This window comes from Streptococcus lutetiensis (genome assembly GCF_900475675.1).
GTDB lineage: Bacteria > Bacillota > Bacilli > Lactobacillales > Streptococcaceae > Streptococcus > Streptococcus lutetiensis.
Window position 1 is genome coordinate 765,211 of record NZ_LS483403.1, and the last position, 26,824, is coordinate 792,034.

At 37.7% G+C, this 26,824-nt stretch carries 26 protein-coding genes, 3 pseudogenes and 1 riboswitch; of the genes and pseudogenes, 18 read left to right on the forward strand and 11 right to left on the reverse strand.

Annotation, left to right across the window (positions count from 1 at the left end):
• Positions 1–331: 331 nt before the first annotated feature.
• The 4 genes and pseudogenes from DQN23_RS03960 to radC all read left to right on the forward strand — a co-directional run bounded on the left by DQN23_RS03960 (position 332) and on the right by radC (position 4,419).
• Positions 332–1,794, forward strand: a pseudogene (locus DQN23_RS03960) (glycoside hydrolase family 1 protein).
• A 66-nt stretch (positions 1,795–1,860) separates the two neighbouring features.
• Positions 1,861–2,475: pseudogene (locus DQN23_RS03965) on the forward strand (histidine phosphatase family protein).
• 92 nt (positions 2,476–2,567) lie between these two features.
• Positions 2,568–3,683 carry an AI-2E family transporter gene (locus tag DQN23_RS03970; RefSeq protein ID WP_111712774.1) on the forward strand — a complete coding sequence of 372 codons (1,116 nt, stop codon included), beginning with the start codon at positions 2,568–2,570 and terminating at the stop codon, positions 3,681–3,683.
• 55 nt (positions 3,684–3,738) lie between these two features.
• Complete coding sequence (radC, locus tag DQN23_RS03975; protein WP_061407639.1) at positions 3,739–4,419, forward strand: RadC family protein; 681 nt, start codon at positions 3,739–3,741, stop codon at positions 4,417–4,419.
• A 96-nt stretch (positions 4,420–4,515) separates the two neighbouring features.
• Here the strand turns inward: radC and DQN23_RS03980 are convergent, their stop codons facing one another.
• The 5 genes from DQN23_RS03980 to DQN23_RS04000 form a co-directional block, all read right to left on the reverse strand.
• Positions 4,516–5,157 (reverse strand): redox-sensing transcriptional repressor Rex, encoded by a 642-nt coding sequence (locus tag DQN23_RS03980; protein ID WP_020916620.1) that lies wholly within the window; start codon positions 5,155–5,157, stop codon positions 4,516–4,518.
• Positions 5,158–5,283: 126 nt separating this feature from the next.
• Positions 5,284–5,637, reverse strand: a complete 354-nt coding sequence (locus DQN23_RS03985) for a DUF1831 domain-containing protein (protein WP_020916621.1) — start codon at positions 5,635–5,637, stop codon at positions 5,284–5,286.
• A gap of 1 nt (position 5,638) precedes the next feature.
• Positions 5,639–6,754 carry a cysteine desulfurase family protein gene (locus DQN23_RS03990; protein WP_111712775.1) on the reverse strand — a complete coding sequence of 372 codons (1,116 nt, stop codon included), beginning with the start codon at positions 6,752–6,754 and terminating at the stop codon, positions 5,639–5,641.
• Between the two features lie 8 nt (positions 6,755–6,762).
• Positions 6,763–7,734 (reverse strand): ribose-phosphate diphosphokinase, encoded by a 972-nt coding sequence (locus DQN23_RS03995; RefSeq protein ID WP_020916623.1) that lies wholly within the window; start codon positions 7,732–7,734, stop codon positions 6,763–6,765.
• A gap of 86 nt (positions 7,735–7,820) precedes the next feature.
• Positions 7,821–8,390 (reverse strand): CYTH domain-containing protein, encoded by a 570-nt coding sequence (locus DQN23_RS04000; protein ID WP_014334666.1) that lies wholly within the window; start codon positions 8,388–8,390, stop codon positions 7,821–7,823.
• Positions 8,391–8,527: 137 nt separating this feature from the next.
• Here DQN23_RS04000 and DQN23_RS04005 point away from each other — a divergent pair, with 137 nt between their 5' ends.
• The 5 genes from DQN23_RS04005 (at position 8,528) to DQN23_RS04025 (ending at position 12,733) form a co-directional block, all read left to right on the forward strand.
• Entirely contained in the window at positions 8,528–9,193 is a 666-nt protein-coding gene (locus DQN23_RS04005) for a GTP pyrophosphokinase (protein ID WP_020916624.1), read from the forward strand.
• The gene (locus DQN23_RS04010; RefSeq protein WP_043895019.1) at positions 9,168–10,004 is read left to right on the forward strand and encodes an NAD kinase; all 837 of its coding nucleotides are present in this window, start codon (positions 9,168–9,170) and stop codon (positions 10,002–10,004) included. Before DQN23_RS04005 ends, DQN23_RS04010 begins: the two co-directional genes overlap by 26 nt.
• Entirely contained in the window at positions 10,001–10,891 is an 891-nt protein-coding gene (locus DQN23_RS04015) for an RluA family pseudouridine synthase (protein ID WP_111712776.1), read from the forward strand. Before DQN23_RS04010 ends, DQN23_RS04015 begins: the two co-directional genes overlap by 4 nt.
• Positions 10,892–10,908: 17 nt before the next feature.
• The gene (gene pta, locus DQN23_RS04020; RefSeq protein WP_111712777.1) at positions 10,909–11,907 is read left to right on the forward strand and encodes a phosphate acetyltransferase; all 999 of its coding nucleotides are present in this window, start codon (positions 10,909–10,911) and stop codon (positions 11,905–11,907) included.
• A 70-nt stretch (positions 11,908–11,977) separates the two neighbouring features.
• Positions 11,978–12,733, forward strand: coding sequence for an SDR family oxidoreductase (locus DQN23_RS04025; protein ID WP_061407650.1), 756 nt, complete (start codon positions 11,978–11,980; stop codon positions 12,731–12,733).
• 31 nt (positions 12,734–12,764) lie between these two features.
• Here DQN23_RS04025 and DQN23_RS04030 read toward each other — a convergent pair whose 3' ends face one another.
• Positions 12,765–13,160 carry a sodium transporter gene (locus DQN23_RS04030; RefSeq protein WP_043895223.1) on the reverse strand — a complete coding sequence of 132 codons (396 nt, stop codon included), beginning with the start codon at positions 13,158–13,160 and terminating at the stop codon, positions 12,765–12,767.
• A 174-nt stretch (positions 13,161–13,334) separates the two neighbouring features.
• Here DQN23_RS04030 and DQN23_RS04035 point away from each other — a divergent pair, with 174 nt between their 5' ends.
• Positions 13,335–14,177: a Cof-type HAD-IIB family hydrolase gene (locus DQN23_RS04035; RefSeq protein ID WP_043895020.1), complete on the forward strand. Its 843-nt coding sequence runs from the start codon at positions 13,335–13,337 to the stop codon at positions 14,175–14,177.
• A 168-nt stretch (positions 14,178–14,345) separates the two neighbouring features.
• Complete coding sequence (locus DQN23_RS04040; RefSeq protein ID WP_111712778.1) at positions 14,346–15,764, forward strand: glycoside hydrolase family 1 protein; 1,419 nt, start codon at positions 14,346–14,348, stop codon at positions 15,762–15,764.
• Between the two features lie 49 nt (positions 15,765–15,813).
• On the opposite strand, the gene DQN23_RS04045 is transcribed toward DQN23_RS04040, so the two are convergent.
• Together DQN23_RS04045 and DQN23_RS04050 are read right to left on the reverse strand one after the other, a co-directional pair.
• On the reverse strand, positions 15,814–16,470 hold the full coding sequence (locus DQN23_RS04045; RefSeq protein WP_058813877.1) for an ABC transporter ATP-binding protein: 657 nt from the start codon (positions 16,468–16,470) through the stop codon (positions 15,814–15,816).
• A gap of 13 nt (positions 16,471–16,483) precedes the next feature.
• A pseudogene (locus DQN23_RS04050) lies at positions 16,484–17,995 on the reverse strand (ABC transporter permease).
• A 384-nt stretch (positions 17,996–18,379) separates the two neighbouring features.
• Here DQN23_RS04050 and guaC point away from each other — a divergent pair.
• From guaC to DQN23_RS04065, 3 genes are all read left to right on the forward strand, one after another.
• Positions 18,380–19,363: a GMP reductase gene (gene guaC / locus DQN23_RS04055; protein ID WP_058813878.1), complete on the forward strand. Its 984-nt coding sequence runs from the start codon at positions 18,380–18,382 to the stop codon at positions 19,361–19,363.
• 108 nt (positions 19,364–19,471) lie between these two features.
• Positions 19,472–19,567: riboswitch (purine riboswitch) on the forward strand.
• Positions 19,568–19,746: 179 nt separating this feature from the next.
• Positions 19,747–20,328, forward strand: coding sequence for a xanthine phosphoribosyltransferase (locus DQN23_RS04060; RefSeq protein WP_058813879.1), 582 nt, complete (start codon positions 19,747–19,749; stop codon positions 20,326–20,328).
• Entirely contained in the window at positions 20,321–21,598 is a 1,278-nt protein-coding gene (locus tag DQN23_RS04065; RefSeq protein ID WP_058813880.1) for a nucleobase:cation symporter-2 family protein, read from the forward strand. The genes DQN23_RS04060 and DQN23_RS04065 overlap by 8 nt, the downstream gene beginning before the upstream one ends.
• A gap of 53 nt (positions 21,599–21,651) precedes the next feature.
• Here the strand turns inward: DQN23_RS04065 and DQN23_RS04070 are convergent, their stop codons facing one another.
• The 3 genes from DQN23_RS04070 to DQN23_RS04080 form a co-directional block, all read right to left on the reverse strand.
• Entirely contained in the window at positions 21,652–22,587 is a 936-nt protein-coding gene (locus DQN23_RS04070; RefSeq protein ID WP_058813881.1) for an FAD:protein FMN transferase, read from the reverse strand.
• 116 nt (positions 22,588–22,703) lie between these two features.
• The gene (locus DQN23_RS04075) at positions 22,704–22,889 is read right to left on the reverse strand and encodes a 4-oxalocrotonate tautomerase (protein WP_002888803.1); all 186 of its coding nucleotides are present in this window, start codon (positions 22,887–22,889) and stop codon (positions 22,704–22,706) included.
• A 131-nt stretch (positions 22,890–23,020) separates the two neighbouring features.
• On the reverse strand, positions 23,021–23,230 hold the full coding sequence (locus DQN23_RS04080) for a hypothetical protein (RefSeq protein WP_058813882.1): 210 nt from the start codon (positions 23,228–23,230) through the stop codon (positions 23,021–23,023).
• A gap of 458 nt (positions 23,231–23,688) precedes the next feature.
• On the opposite strand from DQN23_RS04080, the gene DQN23_RS04085 reads away from it, so the two are divergent.
• From DQN23_RS04085 to DQN23_RS04100, 4 genes are read left to right on the forward strand one after another with little or no spacing between them, the layout of a single operon-like run.
• Entirely contained in the window at positions 23,689–24,270 is a 582-nt protein-coding gene (locus DQN23_RS04085; protein ID WP_043895232.1) for a thymidine kinase, read from the forward strand.
• 36 nt (positions 24,271–24,306) lie between these two features.
• Complete coding sequence (prfA, locus tag DQN23_RS04090) at positions 24,307–25,386, forward strand: peptide chain release factor 1 (RefSeq protein WP_020916673.1); 1,080 nt, start codon at positions 24,307–24,309, stop codon at positions 25,384–25,386.
• Positions 25,386–26,216 carry a peptide chain release factor N(5)-glutamine methyltransferase gene (prmC, locus tag DQN23_RS04095; protein ID WP_058813883.1) on the forward strand — a complete coding sequence of 277 codons (831 nt, stop codon included), beginning with the start codon at positions 25,386–25,388 and terminating at the stop codon, positions 26,214–26,216. The genes prfA and prmC overlap by 1 nt, the downstream gene beginning before the upstream one ends.
• Complete coding sequence (locus DQN23_RS04100) at positions 26,209–26,808, forward strand: L-threonylcarbamoyladenylate synthase (protein ID WP_058813884.1); 600 nt, start codon at positions 26,209–26,211, stop codon at positions 26,806–26,808. The genes prmC and DQN23_RS04100 overlap by 8 nt, the downstream gene beginning before the upstream one ends.
• The last annotated feature ends 16 nt before the right edge of the window (positions 26,809–26,824 follow it).

The following is a 26,824-nucleotide window of genomic DNA, read 5'->3' on the forward strand; positions in this document are numbered from 1 at the left end:
AAAGGGTAAATCATCAAGCGACTCTTTATCTTTTAGCCATTAAATCAGTACTACTTATTAAAATATATTTCCCATTTTCAGAAAAAATAGAATAATTTCAACTAATTAATTATATAGAGAGAAAGGGCTTTTGTCAAATTTTCTTCTATAGAATGAATGAAAAATGAGTAGTTTTCATAGTTGATTTCATTTTTTTGAAAAGATTTTTCCTCTAAGGTGAGGAAACAGTTTTATTATCTTGTGATAGTACTATTTTAAGATGATAGCAATAGAAAACACTTACATTTCAAGATATAATACAAGAGCAAACTAAAGTATGAGGTGAGAAAATATGACAAAACATTTTCCAAAAGATTTTTTATGGGGTGGTGCAACAGCTGCCAATCAATTTGAAGGGGCGTGAAATGTTGATGGATGCGGACCTGCTACCTCAGATACGTCACGTGCAGTAGCACTAGAAGAGAGAAAATCAATGGGAAGGAATTTAATAGCCCCAATGACTCGTGCTAAATTGGATGCCGCTTTAAATGACACAGAAGGTTTATATCCGAAACGTTGGGGATCAGATTTTTATCACTGTTACAAAGAAAATATTGCTCTTTATGCGGAAATGGGCTTTAAGACTTTCCGTATGTCAATTGCCTGGTCACGTATTTTTTCAAATGGTGATGATGCCACTCCAAATGAAGCAGGGCTAGTCTTTTATGACAAAGTTTTTGATGAGCTTAATAAATATGGCATCAAACCACTTGTGACATTGTCACATTGTGAATTTCCAATTCATTTAATCACAAAATATGGTGGCTGGAAAAATTGCAAAGTGATTGATTGCTTTGTGCGTTATGCTGAAACAGTCTTTAATCGCTACAAAGATAAAGTCAAATACTGGTTGACTTTTACGAAATCAATATCATTGGTATGACAGGCTATTTGTCTGGTGGACTCTTATTTGAAGATGGAAAATTGAATTTGCAAGAGATGTATCAAGCAGTGCACTACCAATTTGTGGCATCAAGCTTAGCCACAAAAGTTAGCCATGAAATCAATCCTGACTTTAAAATTAGTTGTATGTTAGCGCGTATGCAAGCTTATCCATCTACATATAATCCAGATGATGTCATGGAAGAGATTAAAAAAGACCATGAAAATCTTTTTTTCTCTGATGTCCAAGTGTGTGGTAAATACCCTTCATACGCGAAACGCTTCTTCAAAGAAAACAACATTGAGTTAGAAATTGCTGATGGCGATCTTGAAATTCTTGAAAAATACCCTGTTGATTTCATGTCATTCTCATATTACATGAGCTCTATTGCACATAAGCAAAAATCTGGTGAAGAGACAGCTGGGAACCTTATTCTAAGCGAACCTAATCCATATCTGGAAGCATCTGACTGGGGCAGGCAAATTGACCCTGTTGGACTTCGTATCACTTTAAATAAGCTTTATGACCGTTACCAAGTACCGATTATGGTTGTTGAAAATGGTCATGGCGCTCTTGATAAGGTGGAAGAAGATGGTTCTATCCATGACCAATACCATATTGATTATCTGGAATCTCATGTCAAACAAATGTATGAAGCCATTGAAGATGGTGTTGACTTGAAGGGATATACTTGGTGGGGTCGTACTGACCTTGTGTCAGCTTCAACGTCTGAGATGTCTAAACGCTACGGTTTTGTTTACGTTGATACCGATGGCCAAGGCAATGATAGCTTTGACCGCTCACGTAAGGATTCATTCTTCTACTACAAAGATTTGATTGCAACACGTGGTGCTAATATTTTAAACGATTAATGAGCTAAACTCGGTTGATAGTTTTGAACTGAGTTGCTTTGCTTCTATAAGATGGTGGAGGAGAAAATGATTAAAACTTTTTATCTAATGCGACATGGGCAAACTCGCTTTAATGTTCAAGGGAGAATTCAAGGAATGTGTGATTCTCCATTGACAGAGGAAAGGATTGAACAAGCTAAGGCAGCAAGACGGTATTTTGAGCAAGAAGGGATTACTTTCACGCGTGTCTATTCGTCAACGCAAGAGAGAGCTTGTGACACTGCTGAACTAGCGACTGGGCGAGTTGACTACATTCGCTTAAAAGGAATCAAGGAAATGGATTTTGGGGCTTATGAAGCGCATCAAGAGTATTTGAATCCGCCAGTTCATCATGAAGATGGTTCTGATTACCGTGATTTCTTTGTGCGTTATGGTGGTGAATCTACCGCTCAGGTTTATGAGCGCATGGAGCAGACTATTCGTGAAGTTTTAGAAGACAGCAAAGAAGATGAGACTTTGTTATTTGTTAGTCACGGTGGAGCTATTATGCGGTTTTATTTGCATGCTACAAAAAATCCGCCAATTCCTAAAAAACGTCCAGCTAACTGTGCGATTTTCAAAATAACTTATGATTGAAAAGAAATGTGTGTTCAATCGATTTATAATTCAAGCGCGCAAGAATATATCTTTGAGCGGGATTGAAATGATAAAAGTAGGCAAAACAGCAGACTTTTCGACATTTTAATAAAATTTGCTATAATGGGAATAACTTTATTAAGGAGAATTTATTTCCCATGAAATTTGAGAAAAAACAGGTCTATTATATAGTTCTTGCATTTGTGATATGTTACGCGATTAAGGCATATTGGGATACGGGAACATCACTTGTGGCGACGGTGATTAAAGCTAGTCAGCCATTTCTGATTGGAGCTGGTATTGCTTATATCGTAAATATTGTTATGAGTCTTTATGAGATGATTTTCACACGACTGATTAAAAATAAATATCTTTTGAAGGTAAAACGGGCTGTCTCAATGATTTTAGCTTATTTAACCTTTATCTTGTTGATTAGTTGGCTCTTTTCAATTGTTCTACCAGATTTGATTGCTAGTATCAATTCACTGTTGAAGATTGATACAAGTGGTATTGCAAACTTTATCAAAGAAGTTAATGACAATAAAGTTGTCAAAGATATTTTGGCATACTTTGGGACATCATCAGATGTGACGACGACATTATCAGACTACAGTCAACAGATTTTGAATCAAGTGTTATCAGTTTTGACAAGCATTTTAACGTCAGTAAGTACCATTGCCTCAACACTTCTGAATGTCTTTATTAGTTTGATCTTTTCAATTTACGTGCTAGCTAGTAAAGAACAACTAGCTCGTCAATTTAATCTGTTAATTGATTCTTATCTTGGAAAATATGCTAAGACGGTCCACTATGTTTTAGATATTTTACATCAGAGATTCCATGGTTTCTTTGTCGGACAAACCTTGGAAGCAATGATTCTTGGGAGTTTAACAGCTGGAGGTATGCTTTTGTTGCATTTGCCTTATGCAGCAACAATCGGGATTCTGGTGGCCTTCACAGCTTTAATCCCAGTGGTGGGAGCTTACATTGGTTTGACGATTGGATTTATTCTGATCACAACTCAGTCAGTCTCTCAAGCTATTTTCTTTGTAATTTACCTTGTCGTTCTTCAGCAATTTGAAGGAAATCTTATCTACCCGCGCGTGGTTGGTGGTTCAATCGGCTTACCTGGTATGTGGGTATTGATGGCTATTACCATTGGCGCAGCGCTTTGGGGCATTTTAGGAATGCTAGTAGCTGTACCTTTAGCAGCTAGTCTTTATCAGATTATCAAGGATAGTGTCGCTAAACGCCAAGAAAATCGTTTAGAATAGTGAAATAAAGAAAAAAATACCTCTAACTTACGAATAAATAAGTGGAGGTATTTTTATGTATGCAATAGAAATGAAAGCAGATGCTATGTTGCCACGCGAACGTTTGAGAGATTTAGGTGCCGAGCAATTAAGCAATCAAGAATTATTGTCCATTTTATTACGAACAGGTACCAAGACAAGACCAGTTTTAGAAGTAGCTAATGATATTTTAAAACACATCGATACACTTGCTGACTTTCAGCATTTATCCTTACAAGAATTGCAAAAAATTAAAGGAGTTGGCTATGTCAAATCTATTGAAATTAAAGCAATGATTGAACTGGCAAAGCGCATTAGCAAAGCAGAATATGTCCAAAAAGAACGCATCATGAGTAGTGAACGCTTGGCTAGAAAGATGATGTTAGAGTTGAGCGACCAAAAGCAGGAGCATTTGGTGGCAATTTATTTGGATACTCAAAATCGAATTATCGAACAACGGACGATTTTTATTGGTTCGGTTCGTCGGTCAATCGCAGAGCCTCGTGAGATTTTGTATTATGCTTGTAAAACTATGGCAACTTCATTGATTATTGTTCACAATCACCCGTCAGGTTTACCAGCCCCAAGTGAAAATGATTTTCTTTTTACCGAGAAAATGAAACGAGCTTGTGATGATATTGGCATCGTTTGTCTCGATCATATCATAGTAGGCAAATACCAATATTATAGTTTTAGGGAAGAAACAGATGTACTGTAAAACTAAAAAAGCCTGAAAGGAAGACTTTCAGGCAAGAAAAAGTATTCTAATACTAAATAAACTCAGCTAAGCAAAAAACAGTTGGATTTTAATTGATTATTGGTTTGATTGACTCATGAAATAAAGAAGTGTCTGTAATTCACTCGTTAAGTCAACGTATTGGACAATGACACCTTTTGGAACATTTAAATGAACGGGAGAGAAACTTAAAATACCACGGATACCAGCTTCAACCAAGATATCAGCAACTTCTTGAGCTTTTGTACTTGGAACCGTTAAGATAGCAGTTTCAATACCAGCTTCTTGTGCGTGCTCCTTAAGTGATGAGATACCATAAACTGGAATACCATCTGATGTTTGATATCCAACAATTTCATTATCGTCTGTATCAAAAGCCATAGCAATTTGCATTTTGTTACGATCATGGAAACGGTAGTGAAGTAATGCTCGACCGATATTACCACATCCGACCAATAAAACATTTGTTGTTGAATGGTCATTTAGAATATCAGCAAAGAAATTCATTAATTTTTTGACGTCATAGCCGATACCACGTCTTCCTAGCTCACCAAAATAGGAAAAATCTCGGCGAACAGTTGCAGAATCGATTCCTATAGCATCTGCAATTTGTTTTGAACTTGCTTTTTCGACATTATCTGTATTAAAACGTTTAAAAATGCGATAATACAGCGAAAGTCGCTTAGCCGTTGCTTTAGGAATAGATTTCTCAGTAGTCACAATACCATCTCCCTTTTACTTGTTACATCTATTGTAACAAAAACTTTGTGAAAACAAAAACAAATTTTACAAAATAGAGTAAAAAAACAACTCCAAAGCTAATAAGAAGTAGCTTTGGAGTTGTTTTTATTGATTAAGCTTTTTTTTAGTGAAAATATCACGTTCAACGAGGCTGTCCATCAAGAAATAGAATTTTTCTTGGAGGATTTTATTATCTTCAGATTTGAAGATATTAACGAAACGAAGCCCTGATCTGTCAGTGATACTTAATTTGAAACCTGTCAAATCTTTGTTGATAGTGATTTTTAGTGGGAATCCATCACCTGAATTAGGGACGTTTTCCAATAAACGCGTTAATTCGTAATTACCGATACGGTTTTGCGTAAAGGTTGTGTCACGAAGTGTATATTTTTTAATATTATCGCTAATAGCATAGCTGTAAAGACAGTCTTTTAAAGTGATTTCTTTTTCAAATGCCATCCTATTTTCCTACAATTTCTATTAATTTTTTAGCGAGTTCTTGAACTTCTTCGATAGTGTTAAGTTCTGAGAAGCTAACGCGGATTGATTCTGCCAAACGTGGTGAATCTTCACCATATAGACTTGCCAAGACGTGACTTGGATCAACAGTACCGGCGGTACATGCAGAACCAGTTGAAACAGCGATACCAGCTAAATCAAGATGAGTTAGGAGAATACCGTTATTTTGATTTGGAAAACCAATGTTGAGCACGTGAGGCATTTTGTTTTGGCTACCGTTGATGTAATAGTCTAAGCCAGAAATAGCATCAAGGAAGGATTGACGTAATTCTTTGACGTGTTTGTAATTAACATCTTTGTTAGTAACAGTGTCTGATAAGGCTTTTGCCATACCAGCAATACCAATCATATTTTCAGTGCTAGCTCTGCGTTTTTCTTCTTGTTCCCCACCATGGAGCAAATTGTCAAAGTGTTGTGGTGTTGAGTAAAGGATACCAACACCTTTTGGTCCATGGAATTTATGAGCAGAAGCTGAAAGAAAGTCAGCTTTAATCTCTTCAGGATAAACATCAATTTTTCCGATTGCTTGAACAGCATCAACGTGGAAAGCAGCTTGATGGTTTGAAAGAAGTTCGCCAATTTCTTTAACAGGAAGAAGGTCACCTGTTTCGTTGTTTGCAAACATTGTGCTGACTAAAATCGTATCATCACGAAGAGCGTCAGCTACTTGTTTAGCAGAAATATGACCATCTTCAGGTTTTAGGTAAGTGACTTCAAAACCAAAACGTTTTTCCAAATACTCCATTGTATGAAGAACAGAGTGGTGTTCGATAGAAGTGGTAATGATGTGTTTACCTTTTTCTTGGTTAGCAAGAGCATAGCCTTTGATGGCAGTGTTGTTGCTTTCAGTAGCACCAGATGTAAAGATAATGCGGCGTGGGTCAGTTTTTAAAGCTGAGGCAATGGTCTGGCGGTAAGAACGCAAACGCTGGTTAGCGTGACGTCCAATCCCATGAATACTTGATGGGTTACCAAAATCGTTAACCATGATTTCTGTCATTGCATCAATAACAGATGGTGTGAGAGGGGTAGTTGCAGCATTATCAAGATAGATCATATAGTAAATTAATCCTTTTTAGCGTTATATGAGAATAATGGGCTGAGCGGAGTTTTTTCGTGGATACGAATAATCGCGTCAGCAATCAATTTGCTTGCTGAAAGGTATTTGATATTCTTAGGCAAGCGTTCATGAGTAGCAACTGAGTCTGTTACTAAGATTTCTTTAATAGGAGCAGCATCAAGGCTTTCTGCAGCAGCTCCAGCAAATAGACCGTGGCTAGCAACGGCATAAATTTCAGTAGCACCATCGCGCTCAACGATTTTAGCTGCTTCAGCAAATGTTTTACCAGTGTTCAAAATGTCATCGATAAGGATTGCTTTTTTACCAGCAACATCACCGATAATGTAGCCTTCTTCACGTTGTGCATCATCTTCAGCGTAGTCGATGATAGCGATTGGTGAATCAAGAGTTTGAGCCAAGCTACGAGCACGTTTGATACCAGAGTTTTTAGGGCTGACAACAACAACGTCTTCACCTTTCAAACCAAGGTCGCAGTAGTATTTAGCAAACAATGGAACAGTAAAGAGGTTATCAACTGGTACATCAAAGAAACCTTGTACTTGAACAGCGTGAAGGTCAAGAGTCAAAAGACGGTCAACTCCAGCTTTAACAAGCATGTTTGCTACAAGTTTAGCTGTGATTGGTTCACGTGATGCAGCGATACGGTCTTGACGTGAGTATCCGAAGTAAGGGATAACGACATTGACAGTATTGGCGCTGGCACGTTTACAAGCGTCTACCATAATCAAGAGTTCCCAAAGGTTGTCATTAACAGGGTAGCTAGTTGATTGGATGATGTAGATATCATTACCACGAACTGTTTCTTCGATGTTAATCATGATTTCGCCGTCTGAAAACTTGCGTGTTGACACTTTTCCAAGAGGGACTCCAACTTCGTCCGCAATTTTTTGTGCAATCTCTACGTTAGAAGAAAGAGAAAAAAGCTTGAATTGTTTGTCGGCGTAATGTTCTGCCATGATATAAATAAACTCCTTTAAAATTAATACTTATATTTTACCAAAAAAACTGAAATAATTCAGCATTTTCTAAGGAAAAAGCGTCTTTAATTTCGCTTAAGGGTTGCGCTAAAGCGAGCAACTTTGCTTTTAGCATACTTGAAGTCAATGTCATGCTGAGCTAAGAAGTTGTCAAAATCTTTTTTGCCTTTTTCAGCATTTTCAACTTCTAATTCAAGTTCATAGTCTTTAATATCAGCATATTGATTGCTATCAAGAGCCATAAGACCGATATCAGTCATCGTTTCGCGTCGTGTTGTTGTCAGACTACCAAAATTTTTAAGGCTTGATAGTTTAACACCATTTTCTTCGATAAGTTTCAAAAAATCAACTTCTGGAAATTGACCTGATTTGATGATTTCTTTGGCATCAGCCACACTCAAATCATAGTTGTATTCCAAATTACCAACTTCTTTTGGAATTTTTAATGTGATTTCTGCGCGATTTGGCAATGTCCGAATGCGAAGAGACATGCGATGCGCTTTCATGTCAAAATTATCTGAATCAAAGTAGTAATTCGTTTGCGTTACTGGTGTAACGTGTGAAAGTTGACTGTTAAGACGATTGAATTCGTCTTTAGTGAGTAATGTTTTGTACTCAATTTCAAGGTGTGTCATAAAATAATTTTCCTTTTTTCCTCAATTAGAAATATGGTATAATAGGTTTGTTATATTAATTCTATACAAAAGTCAATTTTTTGACAAGGATTGGTTATGTCTGCGTGACAGGCCCATCCTATTAGGAAGGAAATGTGATGGACTGGGAGAAATTTTTAGATCCTTACATACAAACTGTTGGTGAATTGAAGATTAAATTGCGCGGAATCCGCAAGCAATTTCGTAAACAAAATCGACATTCACCGATTGAGTTTGTGACTGGTCGTGTAAAATCGGTCGAAAGTATCAAGGAAAAAATGGTGCTACGTGGGATTAAACCAGAGAACATTGGACAAGATTTGCAAGATATTGCTGGTCTTCGTATTATGGTTCAATTTGTTGATGACGTTGATGAAGTTTTGGCACTTTTGCGTAGTCGACATGATATGAAAATCGTGCAGGAACGTGATTACATCACGCATATGAAAGCCAGTGGTTATCGTTCATACCATGTTATTGTGGAATATCCTGTTGATACCATTGATGGTCAAAAAACAGTTCTAGCTGAAATTCAAATTAGGACTTTAGCAATGAACTTCTGGGCAACGATTGAACATTCATTGAACTATAAATATAAAGGCGAGTTTCCTGATGAAATTAAAAAACGTTTGGAAACAACAGCAAAAATTGCCCTTGAATTGGATGAGGAGATGCGAAAAATTCGCGAGGATATTAGGGAAGCACAGCTTTTATTTGATCTCGCAAGTCGGAAATTAAGTGATGGTGTAGGAAATAGTGATGACACAGACGAATATTACAGATAAAGTAACACGTGTTGCTATCGTAGCAAACGGGAAATATCAGAGTAGACGAGTTGCCTCAAAGCTTTTTGCGGCATTCAAGGAAGATAAAGGATTCTATTTGTCTAAAAAAGATCCAGATATTGTCATTTCCATTGGTGGTGATGGCATGCTGTTGTCTGCTTTTCACACGTATGAAAAGATTCTTGATAAAGTCCGCTTTGTGGGAATTCATACCGGTCATCTGGGGTTTTACACCGATTACCGAGATTTTGAAGTAGAAAAGTTAATTGAGAATTTGCGAGCTGATAGGGGGCGTAAGGCATCTTATCCAGTTTTGCGAGTTAAAATCACTTTAGAAGATGGTCGTGTGGTAAAAGCGCGTGCCCTTAACGAAGTAGCCATCAAACGTATTGAGAAAACAATGGTTGCTGATGTTGTCATTGATAAGGTGAAGTTAGAACGTTTCCGTGGTGACGGTATTTCGGTATCGACACCGACAGGAAGCACTGCTTACAATAAATCTTTAGGCGGAGCTATTTTGCACCCGACGATGGAAGCGATGCAGTTGACAGAGATTTCTAGTCTTAACAACCGTGTTTATCGCACCCTTGGGTCATCTGTGATTGTGCCGAAAAAAGATAAAATTGAAATCATTCCTAAACGCCAAGGCGTTTATACAGTGTCAATCGATAACAAAACCATGCATTATAAAAATGTGTCTAAAATTGAATATTGTATTGACGATAAAAAAATTAGCTTTGTGGCAACACCCTTCCATACAAGTTTCTGGGAGCGCGTGAGAGATGCCTTTATAGGAGAAGTAGATTCGTGAAATTTGAATTTATTGCGGACCGACGAACAAAAGTAAAAACCTTTTTAAAGGGACATGATGTCTCAAAATGCTTATTAGCCAAAGTGAAATTTAAAGGTGGAAATATTTGGGTAAATGGCGTTGAGCAAAATGCCATTTATTTATTGGATGTGGGAGATGTGGTGACGATTGAAATTCCTGATGAACAGGAACATGAAACCCTTATTCCAGTCGAACATGACCTTGATATTGCCTATGAAGATGATCATTTTTTGATTATCAATAAACCCCATGGTTATGCTAGTATTCCAAGTGTTTTGCACTCAAATACCATCGCTAATTTTGTCAAATATTACTACATGGAGCAAAATTATCCTAACAAGCAAGTTCACATCGTAACTCGACTTGATAAGGATACCAGTGGTTTGATGCTTTTTGCCAAACACGGTTATGCCCATGCTAGACTTGATAAACAACTACAAAGTAAGACCATTGAAAAACGTTATTATGCCTTGGTTTCTGGTCAAGGTGAACTAGAAGATGAGGGTGAAATCATTGCGCCGATTGCTCGAGATGAAGATAGTATTATCACACGTCGCGTGCATCTGTCTGGAAAATATGCTCACACAAGTTATCGCGTTGTGGAACGTTTTGGAGATGTGGCTTTGGTAGATATTCGACTTCACACAGGACGAACTCACCAAATTCGTGTGCATTTTGCTCACATTGGTTTCCCACTTTTGGGAGATGATTTGTATGGTGGTCGCATGGATCTTGGTATTACGCGACAAGCGCTGCATTGCCATTATTTACGTTTTGTAGACCCTTACACAAATAAAGAGATTATTCAAAGTGCAAACTTGACAGATGACTTTGATAGCGTTATCATGAAGCCACAACAAAAATAGATGGAAGGTTAATTTTTATGGGGATTCGATCTTTATTTGGTAGCTTAAGGGAAAAAATTGTTGGTAAAAACCTCAAAATTGTTTTTCCTGAAGGAAATGATGAACGTGTTCTTCGTGCAGCCGCTCGTTTAAAATTTGAAGGTTTGATTGAACCAATTATTTTAGGAGAAGCTACGGAAGTTCGAGAGTCATTGGCTAAATTCGGTTTTGCTGATCAAAACTATGTGATTATTAATCCGCAAACTTATGATAATTTTGATGAGATGAAGAAAGCCTTTCTTGAAATCCGAAAAAGTAAAGCAACTCCTAAAGATGCTGATCGTCTATTGAAAGACGTTAATTATTTTGGTGTTATGTTGGTCAAACTTGATTTGGCTGATGGTATGGTTTCTGGTGCGATTCATTCAACAGCAGATACTGTTCGTCCAGCTCTTCAAATCATCAAAACAAAACCAGGTATTTCCAGAACATCAGGTGTTTTCTTGATGAACCGTGAAAGCACTGATCAACGTTTTATGTTCGCAGATTGTGCTATCAATATTGATCCAAATGCTCAAGAATTATCTGAAATTGCTTTAAACACTGCTGATACGGCAAGAATTTTTGACATTGATCCAAAGATTGCCATGCTTAGCTTTTCAACAAAAGGAAGTGCCAAAGCGCCTCAAGCTGAAAAAGTTCGTGAAGCCACTCAGCTGGCTAAAGGACGTCAGCCTGAATTGGCTATCGATGGTGAATTGCAATTTGATGCCGCTTTTGTTCCAAGTACAGCAGAAGTAAAAGCACCAGATAGTGACGTCGCTGGACAAGCAAACGTCTTTATTTTCCCAGACCTTCAATCAGGAAACATTGGCTACAAGATTGCTCAACGTCTTGGTATGTTTGAAGCGATTGGTCCAATTCTTCAAGGATTGAATAAACCAGTTAATGATTTATCTCGTGGTTCAAGTGCAGAAGATATTTATAAATTAGCTATTATCACAGCAGCTCAGGCTGTTGATGACATGAACGAATAATAAGAAAGAATCAGTTGACTGATAACCAACTGACTTTCTTATATTCAGAAGAGTATAGAAAGAGAATGACATGACAAAAATTGCATTAGTAACAGGTGCTTCGGCAGGATTTGGAAAAGCTATTGTTAAGAAATTAGTAGCAGATGGTTACCAAGTTATTGTCAGTGCTCGTCGTTTGGAAAAATTGCAGAGCTTACAAGCAGAACTAGGTAGTGACAAGGTTTATCCTTTGCAAATGGATGTTTCTGAGCCAAAACTCATCGACCAAGCTTTAGCAAGTTTACCAGAAGATTGGCAACACATTGACCTTTTAGTCAATAATGCTGGTTTGGCACTTGGCTTAGACAAGACATATGAGGCGGATTTTACTGACTGGATGACCATGATTAATACCAATATCGTAGGTCTTGTTTATCTGACACGTCAAGTTTTGCCAAGCATGGTTAAGCGTGATTCAGGGATGATTATTAATCTTGGGTCAACAGCAGGAACTATTCCATACCCAGGTGCCAATGTTTACGGTGCATCCAAAGCCTTCGTCAAACAATTCTCGCTAAATTTGCGTGCTGATCTTGCTGGTACAAAGATTCGCGTGACGAATATCGAACCAGGGCTTTGCGAAGGAACAGAGTTCTCAAATGTCCGCTTCAAAGGTGACGATGAACGCGCTGAGAAACTTTACGAAGGAGCGCACGCCATTATGCCAGAAGATATCGCAAATACCGTTTCTTGGGTGGCTAGTCAGCCAGAACATGTGAATTTCAATCGTATTGAAATGATGCCAGTGTCTCAAACATACGGTGTACAGCCTGTTTATCGTGATTAAGAATAAACAAAAAGAGCCTTTTGGCTCTTTTTTAATCATCGAAAATAGGATTGCTACTAGAAGGTCCAGAAGTGACATCAGACCAGCCAACGATTGCTTGACCAGACTCATTTAGGTAACTTGCCAGAACAGGCTTTAAATCTTGAATAAAAGTGGTAACACCCAAAAGTTCACCAGAATCATCTTTAACTGCTTGATATGTTTGAAATAAGATGTGGTCAAATGATTCGGTAGGAATTTGAAAATGAAGGGCATTTTCGGGTGATTGTTCAAGGCTGGTCCAAACCCATTGTGGTAATTCATTTTCTTCGGGTTCAGAGAAAAAAGAGCCGTCTGAACGATTATTGCTGTAAATCAGTTTTAAATTTTTATCATAAAAACTAGCTCGGTAAGGAAGATGAGCCAGTAGGTCTTTTACATTTTTCATGGTTTTAGGATAGCGATTTTGTATCAGAAATGCAAGCAAGCTGTCTGAAAGCTTCCAGCTTGATTTGAAATTGTAAAAAAGCAGAGGAAAGTATCAGTTTTTCGTAAGATATAACTATCGTTTTACTTGATTTCTTAGTAAAATAGAGGCATTAAAAACGAAGAGGGCAGTGCTGTGAGTAAAATTATTTTTTTAGATGTTGATGGAACTTTGGTGGATTATCACAATCGTATTCCAGAATCTGCTGTATTGGCAATTCGACAAGCGCGTGCTAATGAGCATAAAGTCTTTGTCTGTACGGGACGTAGTCGTGCAGAAATGCAACCTGAATTATGGGAAATTGGGCTTGATGGCATGATTGGTGGTAATGGCTCATATGTCGAATACAATGAAGAAGTTATCATGCATCAGATGATTTCAAAAGAAGATTCGAGAGCGATTGTTGACTGGTTACATGAGCGAGGATTAGAATTTTATTTGGAATCTAATAATGGCTTGTTTGCTTCGGAAAATTTTAAAGAAGCTGCGTGTCCTGTCATGCGCAGGTATGTTATGCAAAAAGGAAAAACGGCTGCAGAAGTAGAACACATGGAAGCTGAAGATGCTCTTCATGGCTTGGTTTATGGTGGGGAATTGTACCGTGATGACCTAAATAAAGTCAGCTTTATTTTGAATTCCTACCAAGATCATCTGGATTCTGCTAAGGCTTTTCCAAACTTAAAAGCTGGCACTTGGGGTGGTCGAGGGGAAACAGCTTTATTTGGCGACCTCGGCGTTAAAGACATTACCAAAGCGCATGCCATTGACGTTATTTTAGAGCATTTACAGGCTAGTCGTGAGGATACCATTGCTTTTGGTGATGCCAAAGTGGACATTCCTATGCTTGAGTGTTGTAAGATTGGTGTTTCTATGGGAAATGGTGGCCCAGAAATTCTAGCAATGGCTGATATGGTGACTGACGATGTCGAAGAAGATGGCCTTTATAATGCCTTTGCCAAATTAGGTTTGATGGAATAAAAATGACTTGAGATAGATAATTGTTAGATTGTTTATATTTTGTTTCGATATCTGATATTTGTCATCATTTTTTCGTATGATAGTACAAGGATAGCATTTGATAGCATTAGTTTTTTAGAAATGATAGCGCTATAATTGTAGTCAATGAAAAGTTAAAAGGAGATTGACATGTTACACAAAACGCTAAAACCATTTCCAGATTATTTCTTGTGGGGAGCTTCAACCTCTGCTTACCAAGTAGAAGGTGCCTCTTTAGAAGATGGCAAAGGACCTTCTTGTCAAGATGTGAAAGAATTGCCAGCAGGAACTGCAGATTTGACGGTTTCAGTTGACCATTATCATCACTACAAAGAAGATATTGCCTTGATGGCAGAAATGGGCTTTAAATCTTATCGTTTTTCAATTTCTTGGTCACGTGTTTTGCCAAACGGGACTGGCGAAGTGAATCCAAAAGGAATTGAGTTTTATAACAACTTGATTGATGAATGTTTGAAATATAATATCGAACCAATTGTGACAATGTTCCACTTTGATATGCCAGCAGCTCTTGATGAACGTGGCTCATGGTCAACACACGAATCAGTAGATTGGTTTGCTGAATATGCGCGTGTCTTGTTTGAAAACTTTGGTGACCGTGTGAAATACTGGTTAACAATCAATGAACAAAATATGCTTACTTTGGTTGGTCCTGTTATCGGTACTCTTCACGTGCCAGAAGGAACAACAAACCTTACAAAAGAAATTTACCAACAAGACCACCATCAATTGGTAGCGCAAGCTAAAGCTATGCAACTTTGCCACGAAATACTTCCAGAAGCTAAAATTGGTCCAGCACCAAATATTTCATTGGTTTATGCGGCTTCATCAAAACCAGAAGATGTCCTAGCTGCTCAAAACTTCAATGCTATTCGTAACTGGCTTTACCTTGATGCTTATATCCTAGGTGAATACAATAATCTGGTCTGGGCATATCTTGAAGAACAAGATGCTACACCAGTGATTACTGATGAAGATCGTGCCATCATGAAAGCGGCAAAACCAGACTTTATCGGATTTAACTACTATAATACAGCAACGGTAGCTGCATCAGATGGTACAGAAAGCTTGAACCCATCAGCTGACCAACAAACAGCGCGTGGAGAAGCAGGTTTCTACCGTGGCGTTGACAATCCAAACCTTCCAAAAACTGAATTTGGTTGGGAAATTGACCCAGTCGGCTTCCGTGCAACTGTCCGTGAAATGTATAGCCGTTACCGTTTGCCACTTTTGGTTACTGAAAACGGTCTTGGGGCTTACGATACTTTGACAGAAGATGGTAAAGTTCACGACCAATATCGTATCGATTATCTTCGTGCTCACATTGAACAAATTCAATTAGCAATTACAGATGGTGTTGACATGCTTGGCTACAATCCATGGTCAGCAATCGACCTTATTTCAACACACGAAGGCATTCGTAAACGTTACGGTTTCATTTACGTTGATCGTACAGATGAAGAAGTTGGTAGTCTTGAACGTTACCGCAAAGATTCATTCTTCTGGTATAAAAAAGTTATCGCAAGCAACGGACAAGATTTGTCAGATTAAAATAAGAAAAAAGTACTCAGCAATATTGCTGGGTGCTTTTCGTTTATAGTTATAGTTGGGTAAAATGTTTTTTCTTGAGTTCAAAAACAACATCTGTTTCTTTAGCGACAGCCGTTTCATGTGTCACAATTATCACGGTTTTATTTTGCTGATGGGCGATGTCTTTGAAGATATTGACAATGTCTTGAGTAGTTTCTTCATCCAAGTTTCCCGTTGATTCATCAGCAATAATGATATCATGATTGGTAGCTAGAGCTCTGACGATGGCAACACGTTGTTGCTGACCACCGGAAAGTTGAAGAACTGGTTTATCAATCATTTCTTTAGGAATGCCAACCAGATCAAAAAGCTCTTCGATTTTAGCATTATCAACGGTAGTATTTGTGATTTCGAGGGCTGTTTGGACATTTTGACGTGCGGTCATATAAGTCATCAGATTATAAGCTTGAAAGATGGTTGAAACAGCATTTTTTCGGTAATTGGATAAGCCTAATTTATTAATATCTTTGTAATCTAAGTAAACCTTGCCTGCTTTGGGGCTATCTAAGCCAGCCAGCAAGGAAAGAAAGGTGGTCTTTCGACTTCCTGATTGACCAAGAATGACATAAATTTTCCCTTTTTCGAGGCTTAAATTAATATCTTTGAACAGGTAATCATCTGGATTATTAGTGTACCAATAGCCAATATTTTTAGTGTGTAAGGTTATATGAGTATCCTTTCTAATTTGATGATAAGATATCTTTTGGTTTCATGCGAATGATACCAATACTTGCTAAGATAGTTGAGATAAATAAGATGAGAAGGGTGATTCCACCGAGTTTTGCGACATCAGTTCCTGTTAGTTTGATATCGAGATTATCGATTTCTTTTGGTGAAGTTGTTGCCATTGACATCGTGTTGCCAAAACCACCGCCGGATAGTTTGTCATTTTGGGGTTTTAAGTCATTTTGCTTATTGTCATCATTAGAAAAGTTTGTCTCTTGACCAGGACCACCGCCATTAGGTCCTTGGTTTGTAGTTTGTTGTGTCTGAGTCGAAGATGACAACAGTTGGTTACCAAGGGCATTTCCGACAAAATTTCCTGCAAATGATGCAGTCACAAGAGAAACGATAGTGACCATGAATAACTCTGTGAAGAATTGTCTGATGATTTTAAGGCGATTTTCACCCAAGCTCATGAGAACTCCAATTTCGTAACGGCGCTCACGAATGCTGAAAATAACAATCAAGGCTAGGATAACTGCATCAGCAATAGCTACCAAAATAACGATATTTTATGCAATTGATGAAATGTTATTAAGTGGTGAGAGCATTTGTTCGTAGATTTCATCGCTTGATGTCACAAAGTAAGTGTCAGTGTCGATTTCTGATTTGACTTCTTTAACGAAATTGTCTATTTTTTCAGGATTTAAAAGGGCATAAACAGCTGAATCGAGTTTATCTGTTTCGCCTTTTATGGTGTTAGTTGTCGTCAGCGTTGTGTAAATGTTGTTTTGTGGGTTTGAAGCATTTGACATCATTTGTGCTGTTGTGGCAGTAGATGAATTGTCATAAATGCCGATGACGGTCAGTATATAGCTTGTTTCAGTGCTATCTACTGTAGTTGTCACTGTGAAGGTATCCCCACACTTAAACTGTTTTCGCTAGCCAAATCTGAAGAGATAAGTGCGCAGTTGTCGGCAGTTTCTGAAGTAATGCCATCTCCTTTAGAAATCGTACTTTTTCCTGAAGTGAAGTCACTGACATTGTCAGTTGTGTTAACACCAGTAATGGTAAAATCACCCGATGTCATCATGCCACCGTGGTTCTCAGGTTGGTTTCCATTTTGTGAAGCATTATCGCTTGAATCATCAGAAGATGAAGAAGTAGAGATAGCAGAAATACCGTCCCTCGCATTAGCCGTTCTAGTTGTTGTGAAAAGGTATGATGAGACACCACTTTTTTCTACAATAGATTTTGCTGTTGCAAGGTCAACAGAAGTAGTAGCTGTCGTGTTGCTACTTGATTTCGCTGTCAGGTTTGAAAGCTTTCATCATGGCTTCGCGGTTAACAGATAAAGTCACTATTGCACCTGCTTGTTTTTTAGCTGATGTGACGGTAGAATCTGCCGCATTTTTAATGGTTAACCCAGCTAGAACAAAAATCAAAATCGCGCTGGTTACCAAAACGAGTAATCCCGTGCATCCTTTTTTGGCTTTTGTCACAAGCCAGGCTCGCTTAATAAAATTCATGTCAATAACTCCTTCGCAAATGTATTATGAAAAAAGTTTAGGGGATGAGACTTAGGTCAAATTGAAACAAAACTTAAACAAAACTTAAAAATTATGAAAATGTTACCAGTAAATATAGTTCGCAAAAAACGAACGATGTAAAAATATAAAATAAAAATATTTGACATAAAACGAATGAAGTTGTAAAATGATAATGGAAGGGTAAGGTTTTACCTAGCGATGCTTTATTAAGTTAATACTTAGTAGAGTTATAGGAAGGTCATTTTTTAATGAAAGAGTCGATGTGTTTTTGGGCTACTCTGACAAAGAAAAAAGTGACCTTTTTAGATTGTCCTTTGACCTTGTCTGAGTATTCACTGACACAAAGACCACGGAGAAATTGATATGTATAACGAAATGCCTGTCTTTGATTATGAAGATATTCAACTCATTCCTAACAAATGTATCATTAAAAGCCGTTCAGAAGCTGATACGCATGTGAGACTTGGTGATTATACCTTTAAATTGCCAGTTGTCCCTGCTAATATGCAGACGATTATCGATGAAGATATTGCTGAAAAACTTGCTAAAAATGGTTACTTTTACATTATGCATCGTTTTGATGAGGCTTCTCGAAAACCTTTTGTCAAACGCATGCATGACCAAGACTTGATTGCTTCAATCTCAGTAGGTGTTAAAGATTATGAGTACGACTTTGTCTCAAGCTTAAAAGATGATGCGCCAGAATTTATTACCATTGATATTGCTCATGGACATTCTGATAGTGTCATTGAGATGATTAAGCACATTAAAAAAGAATTGCCAGATACTTTTGTTATCGCTGGTAATGTTGGAACGCCTGAGGCTGTTCGTGAGTTGGAAAATGCAGGTGCTGATGCCACAAAAGTTGGGATTGGTCCTGGTAAAGTTTGTATCACAAAAGTGAAAACTGGTTTTGGAACAGGCGGCTGGCAATTAGCAGCACTACGTTGGTGCGCAAAAGCAGCTCGCAAACCAATTATCGCTGATGGTGGTATTCGTACTCACGGTGACATTGCCAAGTCTATTCGTTTTGGTGCGACAATGGTTATGATTGGTTCTCTCTTTGCTGGACACTTAGAAAGCCCAGGAAAATTGGTAGAAGTAGACGGAAAACAATATAAAGAATATTACGGTTCCGCTTCTGAGTATCAAAAGGGAGAGCACAAAAATGTTGAAGGTAAGAAAATCTTACTCCCTGTTAAAGGACATTTAAAAGATACACTTATTGAAATGCAAGAAGATCTTCAAAGCTCTATTTCGTATGCTGGTGGTCGTGATTTGCATGCCTTGACACGTGTCGATTATGTTATCGTTAAAAATTCAATCTGGAATGGTGATTCAATTTAGAATAGGAAAGTTGTCATTATTTTCAGAATATTACTTCTTTAATAATAGGACCAATGTCATCTTGAAATCCAAGTTTAAAATGATACAATAGTTCTATCATTAATGTGATGGTTAAAATTCAATATTACTTATTTATGCTACGAATAGGCGTAGCGTTTCTACAAGACACCGTAATGTCTAACAATAAGTCAGTTCTCAGTTGTTGTCTGAGAAAACATTTTTGCATACCTGTAAAAATGTGACCGAGTTTTGCAAGAGATGTTTACAATTTGTAAACACCTCTTTTTATACAATCTGTCTTTGTTTAATGACGCTTGAAAAGTTTCATAGTAAGTTGTTTGTTTTAACAATCCGATTTTAAAAATTTTTCAAAAGGAGAATCCATGAAATTATTGGAAGACCGCATCTTAAAAGATGGTAATGTTTTGGGTGAGGATATCTTGAAAGTAGATAGTTTCCTTACTCATCAAGTTGACTATGAACTCATGCAAGAAATGGGTAAAGTTCTTGCGGAAGCTTATAAAGACGCTGGTGTCACTAAAGTTGTTACAATTGAAGCATCTGGTATTGCACCAGCTTTATATACGGCACAAGCTATGAATGTTCCAATGATTTTCGCTAAAAAAGCTAAAAATATCACAATGACAGAAGGTATTTTAACAGCAGAAGTTTATTCATTTACTAAGCGCGTGACAAGCACAGTATCAATCGCAAGTAAATTCTTGTCAGAAGATGACACTGTACTTATCGTTGATGATTTCTTGGCAAATGGACAAGCTGCTAAAGGGCTTCTTGAAATTATTGGTCAAGCAGGTGCTAAAGTTGCTGGTATCGGTATTGTCATTGAAAAATCTTTCCAAACAGGTCGTAAATTACTTGAAGAAACAGGTGTACCTGTAACATCTCTAGCTCGAATCAAAGAATTTAAAGATGGCCAAGTTGTCTTTACGGAGGCAGATGCATAAGATGGAAATGAATGAACAAAAACACTCACAAGCTGCTATCCTAGGTTTGCAACATTTACTTGCCATGTATGCAGGGTCAATCTTGGTTCCTATCATGATTGCCAGTGCCCTTAACTATTCAGCTGAACAATTAACTTACCTCATTTCAACTGATATTTTCATGTGTGGGGTTGCTACATTCTTGCAATTGCAGTTACGTGAGCACTTTGGTGTCGGACTTCCAGTTGTTCTTGGTTGTGCCTTCCAATCTGTTGCACCGTTATCAATCATCGGAGCTAAACAAGGTTCTGGTTACATGTTTGGTGCCTTGATTGTCTCTGGTATTTATGTGATTTTGATTTCTGGCATTTTCTCAAAAATTGCAGATTTCTTCCCACCGGTTGTTACTGGTTCAGTTATCACAACTATTGGTTTGACTTTGATTCCAGTTGCTATTGGTAACATGGGTGACAACTCTGACAAACCAACAGCTCAATCATTAATCTTGGCTCTCGTAACCATTGCGATTGTTCTTGTGGTTAATATTTTTGCTAAAGGTTTCATTAAATCAATTGCTATTTTAATTGGTTTGATTGGTGGAACGATTGTGGCTGCCTTTATGGGCTTAGTTGATACATCAGTAGTCGCTAACGCACCGCTTGTTCACATTCCACAACCATTCTACTTTGGCGCACCAAAATTTGAAATCACATCAATCATTATGATGTGTATCATTGCAACAGTTTCAATGGTTGAATCAACTGGTGTTTACCTTGCTTTGTCAGATTTGACTGGTGAAAAATTAGACAGCAAACGTCTTCGTAACGGATACCGCGCAGAAGGTGCAGCTGTACTTCTTGGTGGTATTTTCAATACTTTCCCATATACTGGATTCTCACAAAACGTTGGTTTGGTTCGTATTTCAGGAATCAAAACACGTCGTCCAATTTACTATACAGCTTTATTCCTTGTGATTCTTGGACTTCTTCCAAAATTCGGTGCAATGGCACAAATGATTCCAAGCCCAGTTCTTGGTGGTGCTATGATTGTACTTTTCGGTATGGTTGCTCTGCAAGGGATTCAAATGCTCAATCAAGTTGATTTCCAAAATAACGAATACAACTTTATCATTGCGGCGGTTTCAATCGCTTGTGGAGTTGGTTTTAACGGAACAAATCTTTTTGTTAGCCTTCCAAATACAGTTCAAATGTTCTTAACAAATGGTATTGTTATTGCTGCATTATTTGCTGTTGTTCTTAATTTGATTTTAAACGGAAAACTAAAAAAATAAGCGTTTAGACATAAATAAACACATCTAGGATTGTTCCTAGATGTGTTTTTCTTTTATCTTAGGGGTTGAAAGTGGGAGCGCAAGCCGTTTGTCAAAGCTAAGCGATTATCTTTAGTGATGAGAATGCCTTCTATGTGTGGAGTGGTTTGAATAGTTGCTAGAGCTTGCATGACAGGCAAGCCAAAGAGTCGTGTGGTCCAGATTTCACAATCAACAGACAGGTCAGAAACGATGGTAAGACTAGCCATTTCAGTTTCGATAGGATAGCCAGTTTCTTGATCAAAAATATGGTGGTATTCTTTATTTCCAACTTTTAGGCGACGTTCGTAAATACCTGAAGTGACAACAGATTGATTTTTAAGAGTTAAAATTCCAATATGATTTCCTCGTGATTTTTGAGGATTTTGAATGCCAATTCGCCAGATGCCGTTATCGTTTCTTGGATTATCACCGTAAACAAGGACATTTCCACCAAGGTTAATCATGGCAGAAGTGCCCTTTTCTGATTTTAAATAATCCATGATTTTATCAGCAATATAACCTTTAGCAAGAGCACCAAGGTCGATTTTCATGCCTTTTTGGCTTAGAAAGACACTTTGTTTAGTCGCATCTAAAATGATATTTTCTGGTTTAGATAAGGCTAGCGCTTTTTGGATTTTTTGAGGACTAGGTACGTTAGCATCATCAAAGCCAATGCGCCAGCTTTGTACCAAAGGACCAATAGCAATGTTGAGGTTGCTAGGAGTTGCTAAGCTATGTTTTTTTCCAATCGCAATTAGATTAAATAAATCCTGGTGAACAGTGACGGGAGCGATGCTAGAGTTATCATTGATGACCATGAGCTCTGAGTCAGCATCGTTAGCACTGAAGCGATTCTTGTATAGTTCAAGCAGATGACAAACTTCGGCGATGTGCTCTTTTGGGGTGTCAGAATCGATTAAGATATCAATAGTAGTTCCCATCATCTGGATACTATGACTAAGTTGCATGCTTTTCCTCCTGAACGTTTCTTAGTTTTAGCATAATGTTTTCTGGTTAAAAAAGCAATTTTTAAGCCAGTAAAAAAGCTTAAGACAATCGCCTCAAGCTTAGTTGCTATGAAAAATTAGTTTTTCTTTTTCATTTCGCCGTGTGGGTAGTAAGTACCTTCTGGCATGTCATTGATGAAAACGTGGATTGCTTCTTTTGGAGCTTTAGCAATACGTGAAACAACTTCAGTTACTTCGCGAGCAAGCTCAACTTTTTGTTCTTGAGTACGACCTTCAAACAAATCGATTTTTACGAATGGCATATGAGTCTCCTTTTTAATCATTTAACAGTAACATTGTAGCATATTTTGCAGGAAAATTCAGGAAATTTTTAGAAAACTTCCAATCAAGACTGAATTCTCTTTTGTGCTAACGCACTGCGTTTTAAACAAGCTTACTTGAAAAGTTTTAAAATGTCTGACAAGCCAAAAGTTGTTTTGTGATAGACTTTATTGTAAGCAGCTTTTTTAGGATTTTTAATCCAACCTGAGCCTTTCTTCCCATATCCTGAAATAATTGCTTTTTTAGCTTGTCTTTTCCATTTGGCAGTAGTACGAGCTTTCAAACTCTTCTTTAAACTTGGTTTTCTAAATCCAACTTTCATAGTTTAACCTCTTGGTATTAAAAAAATATCATTTTCTGCTATAAGATACTTTAATCTGCTTACTTCGTCAATAAGGTTTTGGGCTGTTTGATTGGAGATTTTTTCGGACAATACATTTCTGTAACATAATCGTGATTCTTTTAATAAAGCGTCATCAAATTTACATGACCTGCTGTGTTATAATTCTTAGTAAGCATTAACAACTTAATAGTACAAGGAGTGGCATTTGGGTGGCTATTTAGTGCTTTGATTTGTTATTCAATAGTGTTGGTTTCCGATATCACATTTTGTGATAAAAGCTAAAGCAAAATTTGCTTTAGCTTTTTTTGTTGCTCAAATACTTAGTCTGGTGGGATGAAGACGCGTTTGTCTGGCTAATTTGCTTATTCTACTTGTTTATCCATGAGCGATTTTATGATAGAATAGTAGAATATTAGTAGAAGGTAGGATTGTCACTTTTGGCTCAACTCTATTATAAATATGGAACCATGAATTCTGGTAAGACTATTGAAATTTTAAAAGTAGCCCATAACTATGAAGAACAAGGAAAACCTGTTATCATCATGACTTCAGCACTTGATACTCGTGATGGTTATGGTATTGTTTCTAGTCGTATCGGTATGCGCCGTGAAGCTATTGCAATTACTAATGAGATGGATGTTTTTGCTTACGTCAAAGCTCTTCCAGAAAAACCTTATTGTGTTCTTATTGATGAATGTCAGTTTTTAACGAAAAAGCATGTCTACGAATTAGCTCGTGTGGTTGATGAACTAGAAGTCCCTGTGATGGCTTTTGGGTTAAAAAATGATTTTCAGAATGAATTATTCGAAGGTTCAAAATACCTACTGCTTTTAGCAGATAAAATTGATGAAATTAAAACTATTTGCCAGTTTTGCTCGAAAAAAGCCACAATGGTTTTGCGAACTGAAAATGGAAAACCGGTTTACGAGGGGGACCAAATTCAAATTGGTGGAAATGAAACTTACATCCCCGTTTGTCGTAAACACTATTTTAATCCCATGATTTCAACTGAAAAATAAGAAATGAATTTGTAAGAGAGAGGATAATAAACACACATGAACATTTATGATCAGCTACAAGCGCTCGAAGACCGTTATGAAGAATTAGGAGAATTACTAAGTGACCCAGATATCGTTAGTGATACAACACGTTTCATGGATTTGTCAAAAGAAGAAGCAAGCACACGTGAAACAGTAGCTGTTTACCGTGAATACAAAAAAGTTCTTCAAAACATCGAAGATGCCGAAGAAATGCTCAAAGATGCTGGTGGTGATCCAGAACTTGAAGAAATGGCAAAAGAAGAACTTAAAGAATCAAAAGCAGCAAAAGAAGATTACGAAGAAAAACTTAAAATTCTTCTTTTACCAAAAGACCCTAACGATGATAAAAACATCATCTTGGAAATCCGCGGTGCCGCTGGAGGTGATGAAGCAGCCCTCTTTGCAGGCGACCTTCTTCAAATGTACCAAAAATACGCTGAAAGCCAAGGTTGGAAGTTTGAGGTTATGGAAGCTTCTTACAACGGTGTTGGTGGTATCAAAGAAGTTGTTGTCATGGTCTCAGGTCAATCAGTTTATTCTAAATTGAAATACGAATCAGGTGCTCACCGTGTACAACGTGTCCCTGTTACAGAAAGCCAAGGTCGTGTCCACACATCAACAGCGACAGTTCTTGTTATGCCTGAAGTTGAAGAAGTAGAATACGAAATCGATCCAAAAGATTTGCGTGTGGACATTTATCATGCATCAGGTGCTGGTGGACAAAACGTCAATAAAGTTGCGACAGCTGTTCGTATGGTTCACATTCCAACTGGTATCAAAGTTGAAATGCAAGAAGAACGTACACAACAAAAGAACCGTGATAAAGCCATGAAAGTCATTCGTGCGCGTGTTGCGGACCACTTTGCTCAAATCGCTCAAGACGAACAAGATGCTGAACGTAAATCAACAGTTGGTACTGGTGATCGTTCAGAACGTATCCGTACATATAACTTCCCACAAAACCGTGTGACAGACCACCGTATTGGTTTGACATTGCAAAAACTTGATAGCATTTTGTCAGGTAAATTGGATGAAGTGATTGATGCGCTTATTCTTTTTGATCAAACAAAGAAACTAGAAGAGTTAAATAAATAATGAACTACGTTGAAACAATCAGCCAACTAGAAAAACAATTACAAGAAATTGGGGAGGACCCAGAAAACCTCACTTACGTTTTTCGTGAGTTAAAGGGCTGGAGTCTTCTTGATTTCATCTTACATCAAAATAAAGAAGTGACTGAATCAGATCAGAAGATCCTTGAGTCAATCATGGCTCAGCTAGAAGATCATCGCTCACCACAGTACATCACTGGAAAAGCTTATTTTCGTGATTTAGAGCTTGCGGTTGATGAGCGTGTCTTGATTCCGAGACCTGAAACGGAAGAATTGGTTGATTTGGTTTTAAAGGAAAATAGCAAAGCTGATTTACGTGTTTTAGATATTGGAACAGGCAGCGGAGCTATTGCCATTTCACTCAAGTCTGCGCGACCTGACTGGCAAGTTACAGCCTCAGATATCTCGCAAGGTGCTCTGCAATTGGCAGAAGAAAACAGTAAGCTCAACCAAGTGTCGCTTGATTTTGTGGAATCAGATGTTTTCGGTCAGATTACAGGGACTTTTGATGTGATTATCTCAAACCCGCCTTACATTGCTTATGGTGATAAGGATGAAGTTGGGATGAATGTTCTTGCTTCTGAACCTCACTTGGCACTTTTTGCGGATGAGGATGGCTTTGCCATTTACCGTCAAATTATCGAAGGTGCTGGTGAGCATTTATCAGAAAATGGTAAACTTTATTTTGAAATTGGCTATAAGCAAGGAGATGGTTTGCGTGCTTTGCTTAGCAAACATTTCCCACAAAAACGTGTCCGTGTCTTAGAAGACATATTTGGTAAAGATAGAAAGGTCGTGATGGATAATGGCTAATTTGGAAGAAATACTTCAAACGGGTGGTGCGGTGATCTTGCCGACAGAAACAGTTTATGGACTTTTTGCACAAGCCATGAATGAAGAAGCAGTTGAACATGTTTATCGCTTAAAATGTCGTCCTAAAGACAAAGCCATGAATCTTAATGTGGCAGATTACGAGACGATTTTAGCTTTTTCAAAAAATCAGCCAACTTATCTAAAAAAACTCTACGATGCTTTTTTACCTGGACCGTTAACAATTATTTTACAGGCAAATGACCGCGTGCCAGCTTGGATCAATTCTGGCCTATCAACAATTGGTTTTAGAATTCCAAAACACCCGCAGACTTTGGCTCTTATTAAAGAGACTGGTCCTCTCATTGGACCATCAGCTAATATTTCTGGTCAAGAAAGTGGCAAAGTTTTTGCGCAAATCCAGAAGCAGTTTGACAATTCAGTCGAAGGGTTTGCCGATGATTCTTCCATCACTGGTGTTGACTCGACAATTTTGGATTTGTCTGGTGAATTTGCACGTATTTTACGTCAGGGAGCTATTACAAAAGAAGATTTGTTAGCGCAAATCCCTGAGTTGACGTTTGCAAAAGATTAGATTTGGAATTTATTTG

What these genes read in the sequence shown, in the direction of transcription:
- DQN23_RS03970 (WP_111712774.1), top strand. Translation starts at nt 2,568, where the DNA reads ATGAAATTTGAGAAAAAACAGGTCTATTATATAGTTCTTGCATTTGTG.
- radC (WP_061407639.1), top strand. Translation starts at nt 3,739, where the DNA reads ATGTATGCAATAGAAATGAAAGCAGATGCTATGTTGCCACGCGAACGT.
- DQN23_RS03985 (WP_020916621.1), bottom strand. Translation starts at nt 5,637, where the DNA reads ATGGCATTTGAAAAAGAAATCACTTTAAAAGACTGTCTTTACAGCTAT.
- DQN23_RS03990 (WP_111712775.1), bottom strand. Translation starts at nt 6,754, where the DNA reads ATGATCTATCTTGATAATGCTGCAACTACCCCTCTCACACCATCTGTT.
- DQN23_RS03995 (WP_020916623.1), bottom strand. Translation starts at nt 7,734, where the DNA reads ATGGCAGAACATTACGCCGACAAACAATTCAAGCTTTTTTCTCTTTCT.
- DQN23_RS04000 (WP_014334666.1), bottom strand. Translation starts at nt 8,390, where the DNA reads ATGACACACCTTGAAATTGAGTACAAAACATTACTCACTAAAGACGAA.
- DQN23_RS04005 (WP_020916624.1), top strand. Translation starts at nt 8,528, where the DNA reads ATGGACTGGGAGAAATTTTTAGATCCTTACATACAAACTGTTGGTGAA.
- DQN23_RS04010 (WP_043895019.1), top strand. Translation starts at nt 9,168, where the DNA reads ATGACACAGACGAATATTACAGATAAAGTAACACGTGTTGCTATCGTA.
- pta (WP_111712777.1), top strand. Translation starts at nt 10,909, where the DNA reads ATGGGGATTCGATCTTTATTTGGTAGCTTAAGGGAAAAAATTGTTGGT.
- DQN23_RS04025 (WP_061407650.1), top strand. Translation starts at nt 11,978, where the DNA reads ATGACAAAAATTGCATTAGTAACAGGTGCTTCGGCAGGATTTGGAAAA.
- DQN23_RS04030 (WP_043895223.1), bottom strand. Translation starts at nt 13,160, where the DNA reads ATGAAAAATGTAAAAGACCTACTGGCTCATCTTCCTTACCGAGCTAGT.
- DQN23_RS04040 (WP_111712778.1), top strand. Translation starts at nt 14,346, where the DNA reads ATGTTACACAAAACGCTAAAACCATTTCCAGATTATTTCTTGTGGGGA.
- guaC (WP_058813878.1), top strand. Translation starts at nt 18,380, where the DNA reads ATGTATAACGAAATGCCTGTCTTTGATTATGAAGATATTCAACTCATT.
- DQN23_RS04060 (WP_058813879.1), top strand. Translation starts at nt 19,747, where the DNA reads ATGAAATTATTGGAAGACCGCATCTTAAAAGATGGTAATGTTTTGGGT.
- DQN23_RS04065 (WP_058813880.1), top strand. Translation starts at nt 20,321, where the DNA reads ATGCATAAGATGGAAATGAATGAACAAAAACACTCACAAGCTGCTATC.
- DQN23_RS04070 (WP_058813881.1), bottom strand. Translation starts at nt 22,587, where the DNA reads ATGCAACTTAGTCATAGTATCCAGATGATGGGAACTACTATTGATATC.
- DQN23_RS04075 (WP_002888803.1), bottom strand. Translation starts at nt 22,889, where the DNA reads ATGCCATTCGTAAAAATCGATTTGTTTGAAGGTCGTACTCAAGAACAA.
- DQN23_RS04080 (WP_058813882.1), bottom strand. Translation starts at nt 23,230, where the DNA reads ATGAAAGTTGGATTTAGAAAACCAAGTTTAAAGAAGAGTTTGAAAGCT.
- prfA (WP_020916673.1), top strand. Translation starts at nt 24,307, where the DNA reads ATGAACATTTATGATCAGCTACAAGCGCTCGAAGACCGTTATGAAGAA.
- prmC (WP_058813883.1), top strand. Translation starts at nt 25,386, where the DNA reads ATGAACTACGTTGAAACAATCAGCCAACTAGAAAAACAATTACAAGAA.
- DQN23_RS04100 (WP_058813884.1), top strand. Translation starts at nt 26,209, where the DNA reads ATGGCTAATTTGGAAGAAATACTTCAAACGGGTGGTGCGGTGATCTTG.